The sequence below is a fragment of the Pseudomonas sp. NPDC087342 genome, assembly GCF_044744265.1.
Taxonomy (GTDB): domain Bacteria; phylum Pseudomonadota; class Gammaproteobacteria; order Pseudomonadales; family Pseudomonadaceae; genus Aquipseudomonas; species Aquipseudomonas nunensis.
On sequence record NZ_JBIUXZ010000002.1, the window covers coordinates 444,791 to 464,401 of the forward strand.

General features: G+C 59.0%; 15 protein-coding genes and 2 tRNA genes. 12 read left to right on the forward strand and 5 right to left on the reverse strand.

The window, feature by feature from the left end; all coding sequences use genetic code 11:
- Together ACIOYV_RS09945 and ACIOYV_RS09950 are read left to right on the forward strand one after the other, a co-directional pair.
- Positions 1-171 (forward strand): cold shock domain-containing protein (locus tag ACIOYV_RS09945; protein ID WP_401323450.1); only part of this gene is annotated, 171 nt, incomplete at its 5' end.
- Positions 172-303: 132 nt separating this feature from the next.
- Positions 304-1,731 (forward strand): toxin-antitoxin system YwqK family antitoxin, encoded by a 1,428-nt coding sequence (locus tag ACIOYV_RS09950; protein ID WP_401323332.1) that lies wholly within the window; start codon positions 304-306, stop codon positions 1,729-1,731.
- 93 nt (positions 1,732-1,824) lie between these two features.
- Here the strand turns inward: ACIOYV_RS09950 and ACIOYV_RS09955 are convergent, their stop codons facing one another.
- Entirely contained in the window at positions 1,825-2,832 is a 1,008-nt protein-coding gene (locus ACIOYV_RS09955) for a DUF481 domain-containing protein (protein ID WP_401323335.1), read from the reverse strand.
- 164 nt (positions 2,833-2,996) lie between these two features.
- Between ACIOYV_RS09955 and ACIOYV_RS09960 the strand changes: the two genes are divergently transcribed.
- The 4 genes from ACIOYV_RS09960 (at position 2,997) to ACIOYV_RS09975 (ending at position 7,770) form a co-directional block, all read left to right on the forward strand.
- Positions 2,997-3,350, forward strand: a complete 354-nt coding sequence (locus ACIOYV_RS09960; protein ID WP_054047016.1) for an MGMT family protein — start codon at positions 2,997-2,999, stop codon at positions 3,348-3,350.
- Positions 3,351-3,393: 43 nt separating this feature from the next.
- Positions 3,394-4,953 carry an AmpG family muropeptide MFS transporter gene (locus tag ACIOYV_RS09965; protein WP_054047019.1) on the forward strand — a complete coding sequence of 520 codons (1,560 nt, stop codon included), beginning with the start codon at positions 3,394-3,396 and terminating at the stop codon, positions 4,951-4,953.
- A gap of 130 nt (positions 4,954-5,083) precedes the next feature.
- Positions 5,084-6,799, forward strand: a complete 1,716-nt coding sequence (locus tag ACIOYV_RS09970) for a proline--tRNA ligase (RefSeq protein ID WP_054047021.1) — start codon at positions 5,084-5,086, stop codon at positions 6,797-6,799.
- A gap of 17 nt (positions 6,800-6,816) precedes the next feature.
- Positions 6,817-7,770 carry a hypothetical protein gene (locus ACIOYV_RS09975; protein WP_054047023.1) on the forward strand — a complete coding sequence of 318 codons (954 nt, stop codon included), beginning with the start codon at positions 6,817-6,819 and terminating at the stop codon, positions 7,768-7,770.
- Positions 7,771-7,867: 97 nt separating this feature from the next.
- On the opposite strand, the gene dinB is transcribed toward ACIOYV_RS09975, so the two are convergent.
- Positions 7,868-8,929 (reverse strand): DNA polymerase IV, encoded by a 1,062-nt coding sequence (gene dinB / locus ACIOYV_RS09980; protein WP_054615961.1) that lies wholly within the window; start codon positions 8,927-8,929, stop codon positions 7,868-7,870.
- Between the two features lie 300 nt (positions 8,930-9,229).
- Between dinB and ACIOYV_RS09985 the strand changes: the two genes are divergently transcribed.
- The 4 genes from ACIOYV_RS09985 (at position 9,230) to ACIOYV_RS10000 (ending at position 13,821) form a co-directional block, all read left to right on the forward strand.
- Positions 9,230-9,306 (forward strand) — tRNA-Met (locus ACIOYV_RS09985).
- A gap of 220 nt (positions 9,307-9,526) precedes the next feature.
- Positions 9,527-9,603: transfer RNA gene (locus ACIOYV_RS09990), tRNA-Met, on the forward strand.
- Between the two features lie 277 nt (positions 9,604-9,880).
- Entirely contained in the window at positions 9,881-12,523 is a 2,643-nt protein-coding gene (mprF, locus tag ACIOYV_RS09995) for a bifunctional lysylphosphatidylglycerol flippase/synthetase MprF (protein WP_054047026.1), read from the forward strand.
- Positions 12,523-13,821 (forward strand): virulence factor family protein, encoded by a 1,299-nt coding sequence (locus ACIOYV_RS10000; RefSeq protein ID WP_290027450.1) that lies wholly within the window; start codon positions 12,523-12,525, stop codon positions 13,819-13,821. The genes mprF and ACIOYV_RS10000 overlap by 1 nt, the downstream gene beginning before the upstream one ends.
- A gap of 247 nt (positions 13,822-14,068) precedes the next feature.
- On the opposite strand, the gene ACIOYV_RS10005 is transcribed toward ACIOYV_RS10000, so the two are convergent.
- The 3 genes from ACIOYV_RS10005 to ACIOYV_RS10015 all read right to left on the reverse strand — a co-directional run bounded on the left by ACIOYV_RS10005 (position 14,069) and on the right by ACIOYV_RS10015 (position 17,377).
- Complete coding sequence (locus ACIOYV_RS10005) at positions 14,069-14,356, reverse strand: type II toxin-antitoxin system RelE/ParE family toxin (protein ID WP_054615962.1); 288 nt, start codon at positions 14,354-14,356, stop codon at positions 14,069-14,071.
- Positions 14,357-14,367: 11 nt separating this feature from the next.
- Positions 14,368-14,658 carry a Phd-YefM gene (locus ACIOYV_RS10010; RefSeq protein ID WP_054615963.1) on the reverse strand — a complete coding sequence of 97 codons (291 nt, stop codon included), beginning with the start codon at positions 14,656-14,658 and terminating at the stop codon, positions 14,368-14,370.
- Between the two features lie 817 nt (positions 14,659-15,475).
- Positions 15,476-17,377 (reverse strand): potassium transporter Kup, encoded by a 1,902-nt coding sequence (locus tag ACIOYV_RS10015; protein ID WP_265043693.1) that lies wholly within the window; start codon positions 17,375-17,377, stop codon positions 15,476-15,478.
- Positions 17,378-17,666: 289 nt separating this feature from the next.
- Here ACIOYV_RS10015 and rimO point away from each other — a divergent pair, with 289 nt between their 5' ends.
- Complete coding sequence (rimO, locus tag ACIOYV_RS10020) at positions 17,667-19,004, forward strand: 30S ribosomal protein S12 methylthiotransferase RimO (RefSeq protein ID WP_054047032.1); 1,338 nt, start codon at positions 17,667-17,669, stop codon at positions 19,002-19,004.
- A gap of 113 nt (positions 19,005-19,117) precedes the next feature.
- Entirely contained in the window at positions 19,118-19,591 is a 474-nt protein-coding gene (locus tag ACIOYV_RS10025; protein WP_401323344.1) for a GNAT family N-acetyltransferase, read from the forward strand.
- Positions 19,592-19,611 lie beyond the last annotated feature (20 nt).

A 19,611-nucleotide genomic window follows, 5' to 3' on the forward strand; every position in this document is an offset into this window, starting at 1 on the left:
GATGAAAAACGCTTCCGCTTCAGCACGCCACAATCCGGGCCCGACCTCTTCGTTCACTTCAAAGCTATCCAATCCGACGGCTTCAAAAGCCTGAAAGAAGGCCAACAGGTTTCTTTCATCGCTACCCGCGGTCAGAAAGGCATGCAAGCTGAAGAAGTTCAAGTTATCTAACTTGTACTTGCTTTAGTAAAAAGCCCCGCCCTTAAAAGCGGGGCTTTTTTGTGGGCGTCTGTTTTTGCCTTACGCCATCCTCTCGTCCTTCTATATGATTCGCCACCTGGAAAATCACATGGAAGCAGCAGGATGCCGTTCAATCAATGGAAAGCGCTAGGCGCAGCGCTGATCACACTCGCACTCCCCCTCTCGACGCACGCCGATACCCGCCCCGATCACCCGACCATCATCGTCGGCATGGATACTCGCGCTACTTACCTCGCCAAGGGCCCTGACGTCCAAGGCGCTGCGCAGCTCCAGTTAATGCCCGCCGTACGACTGAAACTCTCCAGCGCAAATACTTGCGGCAGCGATGAGGTTTACCTCACCCCGGAGTCGTCGGGCATCCCCGCAGAGTCTTTCAGTGGAGCCTTGGACGAAATCCAGGAACTGATCGACAACGAAACACCTGTCTTGATGACGCTTTCCGCCTGCGACGGCAAACGCGCGTTTTTCGAAAAAATCCGCGGATGCACACCCGAAGAGTGCGGCAAGCTCACCGCCTCTCTGGTAGACGGGAAGCTGTATCTGGACGAGGACTATGCGCCGACCAGCAAAGGCCAGGCGTCTTACTTCCTGAAAATGCCGATGCCCTATGACAGCAAGCGCAAGGCCTGGAAAGCAAAAGTCTACTATGCCGACTCCAAGACGCTGCGCCGCGACTACTTCGTCAACGCCAAGGACTTTGTCTCAGGCAGACCCGTCCTCGCCTCAAAAACCTACTACCCAAGCGGAAAACTCGGACAAAGCTATCAGAACGATGCCAATGGCCAACGCCAGGGCGAGGCGATAACGTATTCCGAAGACGGAATTGTCATCAAGCGCGCGAACTATTTGAACGATGAACTGGAAGGCTGGCAAACCACCTACCACGACAACGGCAAAGAAGCTGACGCCTACAAATGGCATCAAGGTAAACGTGTCGACGGTGAATACCTGGAGCATGACGAAAACGGTGCACTGGTTGGCCGCATCAGTTATCGCAATGACGAACCCGACGGCCCGGCCATGAGCTATTACCCAAGTGGCAAACTGAAGGACAGCAGCAGTTTCGTTGCGGGTAAGGCGCAAGGCCCAAGCACTTCATATTTCGAAAACGGCGCGGTACGCAGCACTCGCAACAACGTGGACAGCAGCCCGGACGGCTGGGTCATCAGCTATTACGCCGACGGCAAAGTGGAAGAAAAACAGTTTTTCGAGCAGCAGGTACAGCGCAGTTATGCCACCTGGAATGCCCAGGGCATCCAGACCGTGCAATGGCAATGGGATGAGCAGCATCGCGAACAGGGTGACTTCAAGAAGTGGTACGAAAACGGCCAGCTGCAGGATCACAGGATCTACAAGGACGGAAAACTGCAGGGGCCAGCCATCACCTGGTATGAAAACGGCCAGATGAATACGTCCGTCGATTATGTCGATGGCCGTGAGCAAGGCGTGATGCGTATGTGGAAACAGGACGGAAGCCCCAACGGCGAATGCCGATACGAGGCTGGCGAGCGTCAAGGTGAATGCACCTGACCCGCATTGTTGGTAAAAACAGCTAGTTGACCGCCACCAAAGAAAAAGCCCCGCAACCTTTCGGTTACGGGGCCTTTTTTTGCGATCCGATTGTTACCAAGCCACGCCAAACCCGGCGGTATATCGAGTCTTGCTCAAATCAGCATCATCGGTCCCGCTGATGACGTCCCGCTCGGCCTTGAGATTAAGCGAAGCCCAGTCGGTGACTTTGTAGCGCAAGCCCATTTCCGCATCGAGGGAGTAATCAGCCACGCCGGAAAGCGGCTTGCCCACTTCGCCGTTGGTGAAGAACTCCACCTTCTTGCCAATCAGGTAACGGTTGTAGTCCCACTTCATGGCGACGGAATAGAAGTTGTCCTTGCCGCCGTCCTTGTATTCAAAATCGGTACGGTTGAACAGCGAGCCCAGCGAGAACGCGCCGAGTTCGTTATCCCAGAACTGATAGCCCGGACCGGTACCGACCACGCGCTGACGGGACAAGTCTTCGACCTTGTCGCGCTTGTAGTTCACGCGACCATCCCAGTACCAGTGCTCGGTCAGGAATCGGTCGAGGGAGTATTCGGCGCGCCAGTTGTCGGTGGTGACCACGTCATCCTGGAATTCGCGGTTGTACTCACCTTCCGCCGTATGGCGCCAGCGACCATGACGGGCCGAGGTCTTGAAGCCGACATCGTAGTCGTCGGTGTCCTTCTCGGCGCGCTGGTAATCCAGCGCCATGTCGACATTACCTTTCCACACCAGGTCTTCGACGATCGGCTTGGGCTTGAGGATCTGCTGAATGCTCGCCAGCTCGACGGTTTTCGGCGCCTCGCCATTGGCCAGAGTGACCTTGCCGTCTTCGGCTGCCTTCAATGACTTGGCCTTCTCACCGTTGTAGGCATCCTGCTTGACCAGCAACTCCTGATCGCTTTCCAGGGTTTTGACCTGTTTCCAGTCGATCGGGATCGCACCGGCGTATTCGGTCTGGATCAACAGCTTGCCGCCATCGAACACGGTGATCTTGCCGCTCAATTTGTCACCGTTTTTCAACCACACGGTGTCGGCGAGCAAAGGCGTAGATGCACTGAAGACAGCGAGGCACAGCAAGGTTCTGGGCAACATAAGCAGATCGAAGGCTCTGGTTTGCGAAAAAAAGTCGGCATTATCCGCAGGAATAAGGCGCTAGCAAGGACTGACCCAACTATTTCTATTGAGTTCATTTCTCAATTGTCACTTCACGACTTAATCTACGGGCAGCAAAACCCATTTCTTCAGGAACTGCGGACGTGACAGACGCGACCACCGAAACCGAAAGCCCGGCGCAAATCCGACGCACGGCGCTCTACCTGACCCTGGCCCAAGTGCCGGAAGGTAAAGTCGTGAGTTACGGACAATTGGCCGAGTTGGCAGGCCTGGGCCGCGCTGCTCGCTGGGTCGGGCGCACGCTGAGTCAGTTGCCCGGCGACACCAAGCTGCCCTGGCACCGGGTCCTCGGCGCCGGCGGTCGGATCAGCCTGCCGGTTGGCAGTCCCTCGGGGGACGAACAACGCGCGCGTTTGCGCACCGAGGGCATCAGTATCCTGAACAATCGTGTTGATATTCAGCGTCATGGCTGGCGCCCGGTAGAGCACAGCGGTTAGAGTGCGCGCTTTGTTTCCGTAATCTTGAGGCAGACTTCAGCCCATGCCCCGTAAAACCTGGCGCGCCGCGCTCGCCGCCTATGCCAGCCCATCAACGCTCGTGCTGTTGCTGCTTGGTTTCGCCGCCGGCTTGCCGTACATGCTGGTGTTCTCGACGCTGTCGGTCTGGTTGCGTGAGGCCGGTGTGGCCCGTGAAACCATTGGCTATGCAAGCCTGATCGGTCTGGCCTACGCCTTTAAATGGGTGTGGTCACCGCTGCTCGACCAATGGCGCCTGCCATTTCTCGGCAAACTCGGCCGCCGCCGCTCCTGGCTGGTGCTGGCCCAATCGCTGGTGATCCTCGGTCTGATCGGCATGGGTTTCTGCGACCCGCAAAAGCATCTGTCCTGGCTGATCGCCATTGCCGTGATCGTCGCATTCGCTTCGGCGACCCAAGACATCGCCGTGGACGCCTATCGCCTGGAAATTGCTGACGACAGTCGCCAGGCCGCGCTGGCCGCCAGCTATATGTCCGGGTATCGAATCGCAGCCTTGCTGGCCACCGCCGGCGCACTGTTTTTCGCCGAAGGCTTCGGCTCTACCGGTTTCAATTACCAACATTCCGCCTGGACCGGCACCTACGTGCTGTTCGGCGCCTTGATGATCCCGGCACTGCTGACCACCCTGTTCATGCGCGAGCCGCCGGTGCCGTTGCGCACTCAGTTGCAGGCCGGGCGCTATAGCTTTGTGCATCAACTGGCATCGGTGTTTGTATTGATCGTACTGCTGGTGTCCGTGCCGGCCATGTTCACCCAGCTCTACAACACTGATTTCGCCAGCGTGCTGTTCGGCGGCGTCAGCCTGCTCGACCTGCTGCTGGAAGACCGCGCATTCCTGCGCGCAATCCTCTACATCACGCTGACCGCCCTGTGCCTGTCGTCCATGGGCCGCCGCGGCCTGGCGCCGGTGCTGACGCCGGTCAACGACTTCATCCTGCGTTACCGCTGGCAGGCGTTCCTGCTGTTGGGACTGATCGCCACTTACCGCATGTCCGATACCGTCATGGGCGTGATGGCCAACGTGTTCTATATCGACCAGGGCTTCACCAAGGACCAGATTGCCAGTGTCAGCAAGATCTTCGGCCTGATCATGACCCTGGTCGGCGCCGGCATGGGAGGCCTGCTGATCGTGCGTTTCGGCATTCTGCCGATCCTGCTGATTGGCGGCATCACGTCGGCTGCAACCAACCTGCTGTTCCTGATGCTCGCCGACATGGGCGCCAACCTGAACATGCTGATCCTGACCATTTCCCTGGACAACTTCAGCTCGGGCCTGGCGACCTCGGCGTTCGTCGCTTACTTGTCGAGCCTGACCAACCTCAAGTTCTCCGCCACCCAATACGCCCTGCTCAGCTCGATCATGCTGCTGTTGCCGCGCCTGATTGGCGGCTATTCAGGGGTCATGGTGGAAAAGTTCGGCTATCACAACTTCTTCCTGATCACCGCCCTGCTCGGCGTTCCGACGCTGCTGCTGATCGCCCTGCACTGGTTCCAGGAGAGCCGCCGGGCCGGCCCGACGCCGACACCTGAACCGGTGCAGACGCCGGCGGTGGAAGAGCTGTAGGAAACGTCCCGATTGGCGGGAGGTTTCCCGCCATCAAGCCTCACCGCCGGCCGCACTTCTGTACGTCAGCAGATCTCGCCCGTACAATGCTCCGTCATTTCTCGTCATCAGCAACCGACAACGGCCAACCATGCGCACCAGTCAATTTTTGCTCGCCACACAGAAAGAAACGCCTTCCGACGCGGTCGTGATCAGCCACCAGCTGATGCTGCGCGCCGGCATGATCCGCAAACTCGCCTCGGGCCTGTACACCTGGCTGCCGATGGGCTTGCGGGTAATGCGCAAGGTCGAAGCCGTCGTTCGTGAAGAAATGAACGCCGCCGGCTCGCTTGAAGTGTTGATGCCGAGCACTCAACCGGCTGAGCTGTGGCAGGAATCCGGTCGCTGGGAAGAATACGGCCCTGAATTGCTGCGCTTCAAGGATCGTCACGGTCGCGACTTCTGCGCCGGCCCGACCCATGAAGAAGTGATCACCGACCTGATGCGCAACGAGCTGAGCAGCTACAAACAGCTGCCAATCAACCTGTATCAGATCCAGACCAAATTCCGTGACGAAATCCGTCCACGCTTCGGTTTGATGCGCGGTCGTGAATTCATCATGAAGGACGCCTACTCCTTCCACGCGGACCAGCCTTCGCTGCAGATCACTTACGATCGCATGCACCAGGCCTACTGCAACGTGTTCACTCGCCTGGGCCTGAAGTTCCGCCCTGTTGAAGCCGACAACGGCTCCATCGGTGGTGCCGGCTCCCACGAGTTCCACGTACTGGCCGAATCCGGCGAAGACGATATCGTCTTCAGCAACGGTTCCGACTACGCCGCGAACATCGAGAAAGCCGAAGCTGTACCGCGCGAAACCTCCCGCGCCGCGCCGGCTGAAGAGCTGCGCCTGGTCGACACGCCGAACGCCAAGACCATTGCGCAACTGGTCGAAGGCTTCAATCTGCCGATCGAAAAAACCATCAAGACCCTCGTGGTTCACGCTGAAGAGAAGGGCAAACTGATTGCCCTGATCATCCGTGGCGACCACGAGCTGAACGAAATCAAGGCGTCCAACCAGCCAGGCGTTGCCAGCCCGCTGGTCATGGCCTCCGAAGCTGAACTGCGCGACGCCATTGGCGCCGGTGCCGGCTCGCTCGGTCCGTTGAACCTGCCGCTGCCGATCATCATCGACCGTTCGGTCGAGCTGATGAGCGACTTCGGGATTGGCGCCAACATCGACGACAAGCACTACTTCGGCGTGAACTGGGAACGCGATCTGCCGGTTCCAACCGTGGCCGACCTGCGTAACGTCGTGGCCGGCGACCCAAGCCCGGATGGCAAGGGCACCCTGGAAATCAAGCGCGGCATCGAAGTCGGGCATATCTTCCAGTTGGGCAACAAGTACAGCAAAGCGATGAAGTGCGAAGTGCTGGGCGAAAACGGCAAGCCAGTTACCCTGGAAATGGGTTGCTACGGCATTGGCGTTTCCCGCGTGGTGGCTGCGGCCATCGAGCAGAACAACGATGCCAACGGGATCATCTGGAGCGACACATTGGCGCCGTTCCAGGTTGCCCTGGTACCGCTGCGCTACGACAACGAGCAGGTTCGCGAAGCCACCGACAAGCTGTACGCAGAATTGACTGCGGCCGGTTTCGAAGTGCTGCTGGACGACCGCGACAAGAAAACCAGCCCGGGCATCAAGTTCGCGGACATGGAGCTGATCGGCATTCCTCACCGGATCGTGGTCAGTGACCGCGGCCTCGCCGATGGCAATCTGGAATACAAGAGCCGCACCGAGGCCGAGGCGCAAGCGCTGCCGGTCGCTGACGTGCTGTCCTTCCTCCAGGCCCGTATCCGCCGCTGACACCAGATAGAGAAGTCATGTTCAAGCGAAACACCTTAGGCCTCGGTGGTGCCGCCCTGTGCGGCACCCTGCTGGTCAGCGGCTGTGCCAATCACATGTCACAACGCAGCGAGCACGAGGAACGAGTCGAGCGCAAATTGCTCGATCACAGCCTGCAGATCGATGTCGGTGAGCCCAAGGTCCTTGAGCTGCCGCAACGGCGGGTGAAAATCCACGAGCAAAAGACCTTCGAAGTCACCGAATTCGAAGTCACGCGTCACTACGACCGCTACACGCCGTACCAACCCTGGCGGGAGGCCTACGAGATCCCGCTGGGCATGGTGGCTATCGTGGCCGGTGTCGGCGCGAACGTGGTCAACGTGTTCGCCCTCGGCAATCTGCCGGACAGCGTGACCAAGGATTGGCTGAGCTACGGTTTCGCCGGGATCAACCCGTTCATGAACGTGCAGTCCCACGGTCGCGCCCAGCAAAACCTGGCCGGTATCGACGAAGTCCAGCGTGACAAACGCACGGAATACTCGAGCCTGCCGTGGAGCGAGCGCCCGGTGCAGGTCAAGGCTGGCAAAGAAACGTTCGACCTGAACACCGACAAAAACGGCGTACTGCGCCTGAACCTGTTGGACAGCCCGTTCGCTGAACATGACATCAATCATCTGAGCCGACTGCTGATTACCGTCGAAGATGCCCAGGACGACGTGCACACCGACTCGTCCCTGGCGGTCAGCAGTGGCTTGCGCGGCAAGTTGCTCGAAGCCCACGGGTTGATTTATGACGACCTCGAAGACGACGAAGTGAGCCAGTGGGTACACCGGGTCAAACGTTTGTCGGAGCTGGGTCTGGAAGAAGAAGCCAGTGAGCTGGAGCAGAGCCTGATCGAATTGACGCGTAACGATCCTGAGCTGCAGACCGAATTCCTCAAGTCGTTGACCAAGGATGCCGGGCGATTGGTGGCGGATCCGAACCCGAATTAAAAGCAAAAGCTTCGCGGGCAAGCCTCGCTCCTACAGATAGCGTGAACCTGTAGGAGCGAGGCTTGCCCGCGAAGACGCCCGAACATTCAACGCCAAACTACCGCTCAAACAACTCCATCTGCTCAAACCCGCCGCGCAAATCTTCCAGCCTCACCCCGATCCCCAACAACCGCACCGGCTTGCCGCCGCGATTGAATGCCTGGGTCAACAACAGCTGATAACTCCCCAGATCCCGCCCTGCCCCGGCCTGTTCCAGTGTGGTCTGGGTAAAGTCATGGAATTTAACTTTGACGAACGGCTTGCCCGGCCGATAGCTGCTGTCGATGCGCGCCATGCGTCCGGCCAAGGTTTCCAGCAATTCGGGCAGTTTATCCAGGCAACTCACCAGATCCGGCAGATCCACGTCGTAGGTGTTTTCGACACTGATCGACTGTCGGCGGTTGTCGTTATGCACCAGCCGCTCATCGATCCCACGCGCCAGGCTCCAGAGTCGCTCACCGAAACTGCCGAATTCGCGCACCAGCGCCAACTTGTTCCACTCGCGTAGCTGCGCGCAATCATTGATGCCGAGCCTGGCGAGCTTGTCGGCAGTTACTTTTCCCACGCCGTGCAGCTTGTTCACCGGCAGACCACTGACAAAGTCTTCGACCTGATCCGGCGTAATCACGAACAAACCGTTGGGCTTCTTCCAGTCACTGGCGATCTTGGCCAGGAATTTGTTCGGCGCCACGCCCGCCGAGACGGTGATGTGCAACTGATTGGAGACCCGACGGCGGATGTCCTGGGCGATGCGCGTGGCGCTGCCGCCAAAATGCGCACTGTCCGACACGTCCAGGTAGGCCTCATCCAGGGAAAGCGGCTCGATCAGGTCGGTGTAATCGCTGAAGATCGTATGAATTTCCTTCGACGCTTCTCTATAGGCGTCCATGCGCGGCTTGACGATGGTCAGGTCCGGGCACAGCTTCAAGGCGTGCCCGGAGGACATCGCCGAGCGCACGCCATAGGCCCGCGCTTCGTAGTTACAGGTGGCGATCACCCCGCGCCGGTCCGCCGAGCCGCCCACCGCGAGAGGCTTGCCAGCCAGGCGCGGGTCATCACGCATCTCGATGGCGGCGTAGAAACAGTCACAGTCGACGTGGATGATTTTGCGTTGAGTCATATAAAAGCGGTGTTCATGGCAAGGAAATGACGTAATGACGAGCCGGATCGGCAGTATCTCACTGACACCTGTATATAGCACCAGTACTCTGAATCTTCTTCATTGCCTGTAGGAAAAGGCTGGATGAATTTATTTTCTCAATCGAATTCCCCCTGTCGATAGAGCTGAAAGCCTTGCCACACCTGCCTTCCAGCCCTGCAGTCGCGCCCTTTTTGTTGCTAAGCGATTGAACAGGAACAGGTTTTCTCTGAATTGAAGGTTGACACACCTGCGTTCCTCTGTAGAATGCCGACACACAGACGCGGGATGGAGCAGTCTGGTAGCTCGTCGGGCTCATAACCCGAAGGTCGTCGGTTCAAATCCGGCTCCCGCAACCAAACATCAAGAAAGGCTACTCGAAAGAGTGGCCTTTTTTGTGCGCGTCTGTTTTGTGCAAAACGTCGCTCAACGGCGAACCGGGTAGAAACGAGAAATCGTTCTGATTCCGAAACTTACCTCTCCCCCATCACCGGTCGACACTAATTCACGCTTATTTGACCTGATTCAGGATTAACCGTTGACACCTCGGCGTTCCGCTGTAGAATGCCGCCACACAGACGCGGGATGGAGCAGTCTGGTAGCTCGTCGGGCTCATAACCCGAAGGTCGTCGGTTCAAATCCGGCTCCCGCAACCAAACATCAAAAAAGGCTGCTCGAAAGAGTGGCCTTTTTTGTATCTGTTGAAAAAGTCCTTTCGCAACAATGATCTGTCACTGTGTAGTGAACCGTTCGGGATCACCAAGGCTCTGAGTTCAGACTATGCTCTGTGCCAGGCAGGCCCTCTACGACCGATGACGTGTCATCGCCGGAATCCGGTGATAGGCGTTAATATTTGTGATTATTTTTTTCTACAGGGATTGGTAACTTGGCTCGATACCTCCATCCTGTCGCGCACAATCCAAGAGGTGATTGATGCGCGCCAACTCGTCTGATCCACAAGACACCGTCACAGCGACACAACCTATCAAGGCCGAGCGTTTGCGCCTGCTTGATCTGGTCAGCAAATACCGTCAGCCCATAGGTCTTGCGGTCACGCTGTTGTTGTTCGCTATCGCGCTGATTGCCTGTCGCCATCTATTAAGCGAACTCGATCTGTATGCGCTTCACGACTCGATCCTGGAAGTCCCGAAACCGGCATTGATCGGTGCACTGGGCGCAACCATCGTCGGCTTCATCATTCTGCTGGGCTACGAATGGTCCGCCAGTCGCTATGCTGGCGTCACACTGGCGCCACGCACACTGGCCCTGGGTGGTTTCACCGCATTCGCGATCGGCAACGCCATCGGCTTGTCGATGCTGTCGGGCGGTTCGGTTCGCTACCGTTTATATGCACGTCATGGATTGGGGGCCTCCGATGTTGCCCACATGACGCTGTTTGCCAGTCTTTCCCTCGGCTGCGCCCTGCCCCCGCTGGCAGCACTGGCGACCTTGAGCAACCTGCCTGCCGCCTCCGCCGCTTTGGGCCTCTCCGAGACCTTGCTGGGCGTCATCGCCGCGGCAGTGCTGTTGCTCACGACGGTGCTGGCGATCGGCATCTACCGCCGTCGCCTGCCGGACCAGCCTTACCCGGATAACCTCTTGGTAAAGGCCGGACGTCGCACACTGCGCCTGCCTGGGCGTCGCCTGACGTTCCTGCAACTGGTGATCACCGCCCTCGACGTGGCCGCCGCCGCGACTGTGCTTTACCTGTTGCTGCCCGAAGCCCCACCCTTTGGCGCGTTCCTGCTGATCTATCTATTGGCGTTGGCCGCAGGTGTGCTCAGCCATGTGCCCGGCGGTGTCGGGGTGTTCGAAGCGATTCTGCTGGCTGCGTTCGCCGACACCCTCGGCGCCGCGCCACTGGCCGCTGCCCTGCTGCTGTATCGACTGATTTATGTGGTACTGCCATTGCTGGTGGCCTGCGTATTCCTGCTGATCAACGAAGGCCAACGCCTGTTCCAGTCCCGTCAGTCGCTGCGGGCGGCCTCGGGTCTGGCAGCGCCGATTCTGGCGTTGCTGGTGTTCATGTCCGGCGTGGTGCTGCTGTTCTCCGGTGCGACCCCGGAAATCGACACACGTCTGGAACACATCGGCTTTCTGATTCCGCACCGTCTGGTCGACGCCTCGCACTTCGGCGCCAGTCTAATCGGCGTGCTGTGCCTGTTGCTGGCCCAAGGTCTACGTCGTCGCCTCTCCGCCGCGTGGATGCTGACCACCATTCTGCTGCTGGTCGGCGCCCTGCTCTCGCTGCTCAAGGGTTTCGACTGGGAAGAAGCTTGCCTGATGACCCTGACGGCGAGCCTGCTCGGGGTGTTCCGGCGTTCGTTCTATCGCGCCAGTCGCCTGACCGAACTGCCGTTCTCGCCGCTGTATCTGGTCGCAAGCCTGTGTGTCCTCGGCGCTTCGATCTGGCTGCTGCTGTTTGCCTATCAAGACGTCCCGTACAGCCATCAACTCTGGTGGCAGTTCACTCTCGACGCAGATGCGCCTCGCGGCTTGCGTTCGCTGCTGGGTGCCGCCGTGTTGCTGGTGGTGGTGTCGCTGACCTGGTTGCTGCGCACTGCGCGCCCGATCATCCATCTGCCGACCCCGGACGAACTGGACCGTGCGGTAAAGATCCTGATGGCGTCGTCGCAACCCGACGGCGGCCTCGCGCTGACCGGTGACAAGGCGTTGCTGTTTCACCCCAACGACGAGGCGTTCCTGATGTACGCCCGCCGTGGCCGCAGTCTGGTGGCGTTGTACGACCCGATCGGCCCGACCCAGCAACGGGCGGAAATGATCTGGCAGTTCCGCGACCTTTGCGATATCCACCATGCCCGTCCGGTCTTCTATCAAGTGCGTGCCGAGAACCTGCCGTACTACATGGACATCGGCCTGACCGCGATCAAGCTTGGCGAAGAAGCCCGGGTCGATCTGCATCGCTTTGATCTCGAAGCCAAGGGCAAAGAGATGAAAGACCTGCGCTACACCTGGAATCGCGGCACCCGTGACGGTCTGTCGCTGGAGATCTTCGAGCCGGGGCAAGCGCCGATGGACGAGCTCAAGGTGATTTCCGATGCCTGGCTGACCGGCAAGAACGTGCGCGAGAAAGGCTTCTCCCTCGGCCGCTTCAGCGACGACTACCTCAAGCATTTCCGCGTCGCTGTGATTCGTTTCGAAGGGCGCCCGGTGGCGTTCGCCAACCTGCTCGAGACCTACGGCCATGACCTGGCCAGCCTCGACCTGATGCGCGCACACCCGGAAGCCCCCAAGCTGACCATGGAGTTCATGATGGTCGGCCTGATTCAACATTATAAAAATCATGGATACGCGCGTTTCAGCCTGGGCATGGTGCCGCTGTCGGGTCTTCAACCCCGTCGCGGTGCCCCACTGACCCAGCGCCTGGGCTCGATGGTTTTCCGCCGTGGTGAGCAGCTCTACAACTTCCAAGGCTTGCGCCGCTTCAAAGACAAATTCCAGCCTGACTGGGAACCCCGTTATATGGCCGTGCCCGCCGGACTCGATCCGCTGGTTGCCCTGGCCGATACTGCTGCCCTGATTGCGGGCGGCTTGACTGGATTGGTGAAACGCTGATGATTCAACGCTCCTTGCGGTACGTACTGGCCACACTGGTAGTGCTGGCCCTGATTGTCGGTGGCGGTTACTGGTACATGAAACGCCCGGCACCAGAACCGACCCTCGAACTGCTGACGCCCGCCGACGGCGCCGCCATGACCCGGGTGATTCCCGGCACCACGCCCAAAGCTCAGGTGCTGGTGGCGGTGACTGACGAACAGAAACTCAATGACCAGCAACTGAAGACCCTGAGCCGCAGCGGTTCGGCGCAGATCGTCCAGGTGATCCTGCCCAAAGACTGCTTGCTGCAAAGTCGGGCCCTGCAATCCGGCCTGCGTGAGCTGAATGGCCCGGCGACCCTAGTCAGCGGCATCGGCCCTGGCGCGGTGCTGGCCTGGCGCTGGTTGTCCGAGCAGAAGAACGACAAGGCCCAGGCCGTGTCGGTGGACCTGGCGCTGGAAAAAGGTGGCTGCACGCACCTGCTGCCGAAAAGCGCCGCCCACGGCCACTGGCTGGTGGCCTGGAACGACAACCCGGACGACGCCAGCGCAGGCTTCGTGCGTGACCAACCCAACGCCGAAACCAGCATCAGCGACTACGACATCAACCTGCCGCAAGTGCTGAACAACGAACTGCGCAAGATTCTGGTCGGTGGCGACAAAGCCGCTGGCGGCCTGCAGATCCCCGTGGTTGAAGTGCCCGCTGGCCAGGCCAAAGACACCGTCACCCTGTTCCTGTCCGGTGACGGCGGCTGGCGTGACCTCGACCGCGACGTCGCGGGCGAGATGGCGAAAATTGGCTACCCGGTGGTCGGCATCGACACCCTGCGCTACTACTGGCAGCACAAGAGCCCGGAGCAAAGCGCCCTGGACCTCGCCGAACTGATGCAGCACTACCGCCAGAAATGGGGCACCAAGCGCTTCATCCTGACCGGTTACTCGTTCGGCGCCGACGTACTGCCGGCGATCTACAACCGCCTGGCTGAATCTGAACAGCAGCGCGTCGACGCAATCATCCTGCTGGCCTTCGCCCGCACCGGCAGCTTCGAAATCGAAGTCGAAGGCTGGCTCGGCAACGCCGGCAAAGAAGCCGCCACCGGCCCGGAAATGGCCAAGCTGCCTGCCGATAAAGTGGTGTGCATCTACGGCGAAGAAGAAGTCGACGAAAGCGGTTGCACTGACAAGACCGCTGTAGGCGAAGCGATCAAACTGCCGGGTGGTCACCACTTCGACGAGAACTACCCTGCGCTGGCCCAGCGCTTGGTAGACATCATCGTCAAGCGCCAGGCCAAGGAAGAGGCAACGGCGCAGGAGTGATCTGAGCCCCCGCCGAACAAAAAGCCCCCGCAACCTGAAGGTTGCGGGGGCTTTTTCATTTCTGCCAGCACCACAAATCCCCTGTGGGAGCGGGCTTGCTCGCGAAAGCGGTGGGTCATTCAACATAGAGGTCGACTGACACGGCCTCTTCGCGAGCAAGCCCGCTCCCACATTGAATCTCATTGCCTGCAAGTTATGCGATCGGACAAAAAACCCTCGCTACCACAAGATCACGAGGACCCTTTATTTAGAGACGGCGCTCTGCAGCGTCGTATACCTCTTCGTCACGCCGGGCACCGACTGCGACGATTAACACCTGGATCGCCTTGCCATCGACCCGATAAACGATACGCGTGTCGCCTGTTCGAATCCTTCTACACCCTGCAAGGCTGGCTCTTAGAGGCTTGCCGCTCTTGTCCGGCTCGCCATTGATAATCCGCTCTTCGATGACATCAAGAATACGGTTTGCTGCTACGTTCCCCAGTAGGTCCAGGTCCTTCTGGACCTCTGGATGATAGATAACGCCCCAAACCATCCAAAGCTCCTTTAGTCTTTCTTCGCGTACCGAGCCCGCATATCGTCGTGACTGACTGCCTTCGACTGATCAAAACCGCTCAGTCGCTCTCGGGCCGCAGCTTCAATTCGCAAGTCATCAAGCTCGTCGAGCATTTCCTGGTACGCATCAACGTTGATAATGACTGCTGCCGGTTGATTGTCCTTGAAGATGACCAGCCTCTCGGTGGCCCGACTGGAGATTTCTTTGAGCCTTGCACTGAATCCCCTGACCATCGCAGTTACCGATATCGCTTGATCAGCACGATCTAGTAATGCCGTCATACTTACCTCTCTACACAATCATGCAAATTCGACACACCTTTATACGCAGAGTATTGCGTCGAATTCGACATACAGCAAGCTGCAAAAAATGCGAATTTATTGACCCACGTACTCATGCCAAAAAAATAGCCTCACATCCTTACGACTGAGCCAATTGACACGCACCATGCAAAATGCTGCAACTGTCCTCAGTCCCAGGACAAAGGACAGTTGTTAACCAAGGCCCAATTGAAGAATCAAGTGGTCCTTCTGCTGATCAAACTGATCCATTTGGAACAGGACAAGCTCGACTGCTTAAGAGCCCACCAGCCTATAAACCCTCTCGCCATTCAGTTTCATTCGCCGAACGGTCTCGCAATATCAGATGACGCCCTCGATGGCTGTAGGCAAACTCCGAGAATTGCGTAGTGCGAGCGTTTGGGCGCTCTGCCGCGTTGCTGGCTTCGATTTCGACGAAACATTCTCCGGACGACGCTACGCATGTATTTATCAGGCGTGTAATCCGGTGAAACCAGAGCAACAGCGCGCTCAATACGAATAGAGGCAGCTTTATGCTTGTCATCGATCTATGGCGGCTCCGCGTGGGATGTCGCTTGCGCCAGTGATACCCACAGTCACGCCTGGGCCCCGCATTACCCCTGAATGACATGGGCAAAACCGTGATTGATGATGTGTTTTAGGTGCCTATGTCGAATGACACACAGCCTTCGCGAGCAAGCCCGCTCCCACATGGGGATCTTCGTTGTAGTGGGGTGATGTGACCGGACACAAAAAAGCCCCCGCCACCTTCACGGCAACGGGGGCTTTTTGATGTGGATTACATCTCCACTTGCGTGCCCAACTCAATCACCCGGTTCAGCGGCAGATTGAAGAAGCGCAGGTTGCCGTTGGCGTTCTGCAACATGAAGGCGAACAGCGCCTCGCGCCAGCGGGCCATGCCTTCGAGTTTGGAGGCGATGACGGTTTCGCGGCTGAGGAAGTAAGTGGTGCGCATCGGGCTGAAGTCCAAGTCGTCGAGATGACACAGTTTCAGCGCTTGCGGCACGTCCGGTTCGTCGACGAAGCCGAAGTGCAGGATCACCCGGAAGAAGCCTTCACCGTAGGAATCCACCTCGAAACGCCGGGAGGCCGGGACCCGAGGGATGTCTTCGTAGACCACGGTCAGCAGCACCACTTGCTCATGCAGCACCTGGTTGTGCAGCAGGTTGTGCAACAGCGCGTGGGGCACGGCGTCCGGACGCGCAGTGAGGAACACGGCGGTGCCCTGCACTCGGTGCGGCGGTTGTACGCGGATACTGCTGATGAAGATCGGCAGCGGCAAGCCACCCTCGTCGAGACGGTCGACCAGCAACTGCTTGCCGCGTTTCCAGGTGGTCATCAGTACGAACAGCACGATACCGGCGATCACCGGGAATGCACCGCCCTGCACGATTTTCGGCACGTTGGCGGCGAAGTACAGACCGTCGACCAACAGGAAACCGATCGACAACGGCACCGCGAGGATCGGCGGCCATTTCCACAGCAGCAACATCACCGCCGATACGAGGATGGTGGTCATCAGCATGGTGCCGGTCACCGCCACGCCGTAGGCCGAGGCCAGGGCACCGGAGGATTCGAAGCCCAGCACCAGCAGGATCACGCCGACCATCAACGACCAGTTCACTGCGCCAATGTAGATCTGGCCCTGTTCAGCACTGGAGGTGTGACGGATGTGCATGCGCGGGATGTAGCCGAGCTGGATCGCCTGACGGGTCAGGGAGAACGCACCGGAAATCACCGCTTGGGACGCAATCACCGTGGCCATGGTCGATAGCCCGACCAGCGGAATCAACGCCCAGCTTGGCGCCAACAGGTAGAACGGGTTACGCGCGGCCTCCGGATCGCCAAGCAACAACGCGCCCTGGCCGAAGTAGTTGAGCACCAACGCCGGCAGCACGAGGATGAACCACGCACGGGCAATTGGCTTGCGGCCGAAGTGGCCCATGTCGGCGTACAGCGCTTCGGCGCCGGTCAATGCCAGCACCACCGCGCCGAGAATCGCCACGCCCATGCCCGGGTGCACGATGAAGAAGCGCACGCCCCACACCGGGTTCATCGCTTGCAACACTTCAGGATGCTGGAGGATGCCGTAGACGCCCAGGGCGCCGAGCACCACAAACCACGTCACCATGATCGGACCGAACAGAATGCCGATGCGCGCAGTGCCGTGGCTCTGGATCAGGAACAACGCCACCAGCACGACCAACGACAGCGGCACCACCCAATGGTCGATGCCATCGAATGCCAGCCCTAGGCCTTCAATCGCCGAAAGCACGGAAATCGCCGGGGTGATCATGCTGTCGCCGTAGAACAGCGCCGCACCGATCAGCCCGCAGACCACCAGAAAACCCCGCAACTTCGGATGCCCCGCTGCCGCTCGCCGCGCCAGTGCGGTCAAGGCCATGATCCCGCCTTCGCCCTGGTTGTCGGCGCGCAGCACGAACATCATGTATTTGAACGACACGACCCAGATCAGTGACCAGAAGATCAACGCCAGGATGCCCAACACGCCGTCATGGTTGACCGGTACGCCATAGCCACCGGAGAACACTTCTTTGAGGGTGTACAACGGGCTCGTGCCGATATCGCCGTAAACCACCCCGACCGCCGCAACCAGCATGCCGATCGGTTTTGCTGCCGAATGCTCGGCGCCCGCCGCCTGACTACTTGCCTGCCCCATCCAAAACTCCTACTACTCAGACCCGGACTTCTTATAAGAAGCACTATGCTTTGCCGTGCAGCATGCGCTGATTTACTTAAGGTTACAGACGATTTGTTGACTGTAAAAATTCGGTAAAGCGTAAAGGCGCGAAGCATAGCGCAGCACTCGTCGTATTTCCCTGCATAAAGCTGGTCAAGTGAGCGTCTCATCGCTAGAATTGCGCACTTTTTGACCAGAGGCGCAACATAGCGCCCGTCTGTCGCCTTGCCGTCTTCGGCTGGAGGCGCCACAAATACCGAGGTTAGACATGTCCACCACTCCTGCTACGGCCAATCCAAAGGTTGGCTTCGTATCCCTGGGTTGCCCCAAAGCACTGGTCGACTCCGAGCGCATCCTTACCCAGCTGCGCATGGAAGGCTATGACGTCGTGTCCACTTACGAGGACGCCGATGTCGTGGTGGTCAACACCTGCGGTTTCATCGACTCGGCCAAGGCTGAATCGCTGGAAGTGATCGGCGAAGCCATCAAGGAAAACGGCAAGGTCATCGTGACCGGCTGCATGGGCGTCGAAGAAGGTAACATTCGCAAGGTGCACCCGAGCGTGCTGGCCGTCACCGGTCCGCAGCAGTACGAGCAAGTGGTCAACGCCGTGCACGACGCCGTGCCGCCGCGCCAGGATCACAACCCGCTGATCGACCTGGTGCCGCCGCAAGGCATCAAGTTGACCCCGCGCCACTACGCGTACCTGAAGATTTCCGAAGGCTGCAACCACAGCTGCAGCTTCTGCATCATCCCGTCGATGCGCGGCAAACTGGTCAGCCGTCCGGTCGGTGACGTGCTCGACGAAGCCCAGCGCCTGGTCAAGGCCGGCGTCAAAGAGCTGTTGGTGATCTCGCAAGACACCAGCGCCTACGGTGTCGACGTGAAATACCGCACCGGTTTCTGGAACGGCGCGCCGGTGAAAACCCGCATGACCGAACTCTGCGAAGCCTTGAGCAGCCTCGGTGTCTGGGTACGCCTGCACTACGTTTACCCGTACCCGCACGTCGACGAGCTGATCCCGCTGATGGCCGCCGGCAAGATCCTGCCGTACCTGGACATCCCGTTCCAGCACGCCAGCCCGAAAGTCCTGAAAGCCATGAAACGCCCGGCCTTCGAAGACAAGACCCTGGCGCGGATCAAGAACTGGCGCGAGATCTGCCCGGACCTGATCATCCGTTCGACGTTCATCGTCGGCTTCCCCGGCGAAACCGAAGAAGACTTCCAGTACCTGCTGAACTGGCTGACCGAAGCGCAGCTCGATCGCGTCGGCTGCTTCCAGTACTCGCCGGTCGAAGGCGCCCCGGCCAACCTGCTGGACGCGGCCATCGTGCCGGACGACGTCAAGCAAGACCGTTGGGACCGCTTCATGGCCCACCAACAGGCCATCAGCTCGGCTCGCCTGCAAATGCGCGTCGGCCGTGAAATCGAAGTGCTGGTCGATGAAGTCGATGAGCAAGGCGCGGTCGGCCGCTGCTTCTTCGATGCCCCGGAAATCGACGGCAACGTATTTATCGACAACGGCAGCAATCTGAAGCCAGGCGACAAAGTCTGGTGCAAAGTGACCGACGCCGACGAATACGACCTGTGGGCTGAACAGATCTAAACGCAAAAAATACAAAAAGCCCCGCTCTCTTGACGAGATGCGGGGCTTTTTTACGTCTATCGTTTTGTGGAGAACGGATTCGCATCATTCATCCCATGAGAGGCAAGGCGGGCATGCGCCACCATTCGGTCATCCACACACCGAAACAAAGTGACTACAAAGAACTCACCCGGGTCTGGGAGGCCTCGGTGCGCGCCACCCATGACTTTCTGCCGGACAGCTACATCAACTTGCTGAAGAACCTGGTGCTGACCCGCTACCTCGACGCGGTGATGCTGATTTGCACCAAAGACTCGCGCCAGCGCATCACCGGGTTCGCCGGCGTCGCGGCGGGCAAGGTCGAAATGTTGTTTATCGACCCGGCCCATCGCGGCCAGGGCCTGGGCAAGCAATTGCTGCGTTATGCCCTGGAACACCTGAACGCCGATGAACTGGACGTCAACGAACAGAACCCGCAAGCGTTGGGGTTTTACTTCAAGCAGGGGTTCGAGGTGATTGGTCGCTCGGAAGTCGACGGCATGGGCCAGCCTTATCCGCTGTTGCACATGCGCTTGCGCCAGGCGCAACAATTGACGCGCAATGGCTGACACAACATAGAACCACTGTG

What these genes read in the sequence shown, in the direction of transcription:
- ACIOYV_RS09950 (WP_401323332.1), top strand. Translation starts at nt 304, where the DNA reads ATGCCGTTCAATCAATGGAAAGCGCTAGGCGCAGCGCTGATCACACTC.
- ACIOYV_RS09955 (WP_401323335.1), bottom strand. Translation starts at nt 2,832, where the DNA reads ATGTTGCCCAGAACCTTGCTGTGCCTCGCTGTCTTCAGTGCATCTACG.
- ACIOYV_RS09965 (WP_054047019.1), top strand. Translation starts at nt 3,394, where the DNA reads ATGCCCCGTAAAACCTGGCGCGCCGCGCTCGCCGCCTATGCCAGCCCA.
- ACIOYV_RS09970 (WP_054047021.1), top strand. Translation starts at nt 5,084, where the DNA reads ATGCGCACCAGTCAATTTTTGCTCGCCACACAGAAAGAAACGCCTTCC.
- ACIOYV_RS09975 (WP_054047023.1), top strand. Translation starts at nt 6,817, where the DNA reads ATGTTCAAGCGAAACACCTTAGGCCTCGGTGGTGCCGCCCTGTGCGGC.
- dinB (WP_054615961.1), bottom strand. Translation starts at nt 8,929, where the DNA reads ATGACTCAACGCAAAATCATCCACGTCGACTGTGACTGTTTCTACGCC.
- mprF (WP_054047026.1), top strand. Translation starts at nt 9,881, where the DNA reads ATGCGCGCCAACTCGTCTGATCCACAAGACACCGTCACAGCGACACAA.
- ACIOYV_RS10000 (WP_290027450.1), top strand. Translation starts at nt 12,523, where the DNA reads ATGATTCAACGCTCCTTGCGGTACGTACTGGCCACACTGGTAGTGCTG.
- ACIOYV_RS10005 (WP_054615962.1), bottom strand. Translation starts at nt 14,356, where the DNA reads ATGGTTTGGGGCGTTATCTATCATCCAGAGGTCCAGAAGGACCTGGAC.
- ACIOYV_RS10010 (WP_054615963.1), bottom strand. Translation starts at nt 14,658, where the DNA reads ATGACGGCATTACTAGATCGTGCTGATCAAGCGATATCGGTAACTGCG.
- ACIOYV_RS10015 (WP_265043693.1), bottom strand. Translation starts at nt 17,377, where the DNA reads ATGGGGCAGGCAAGTAGTCAGGCGGCGGGCGCCGAGCATTCGGCAGCA.
- rimO (WP_054047032.1), top strand. Translation starts at nt 17,667, where the DNA reads ATGTCCACCACTCCTGCTACGGCCAATCCAAAGGTTGGCTTCGTATCC.
- ACIOYV_RS10025 (WP_401323344.1), top strand. Translation starts at nt 19,118, where the DNA reads ATGCGCCACCATTCGGTCATCCACACACCGAAACAAAGTGACTACAAA.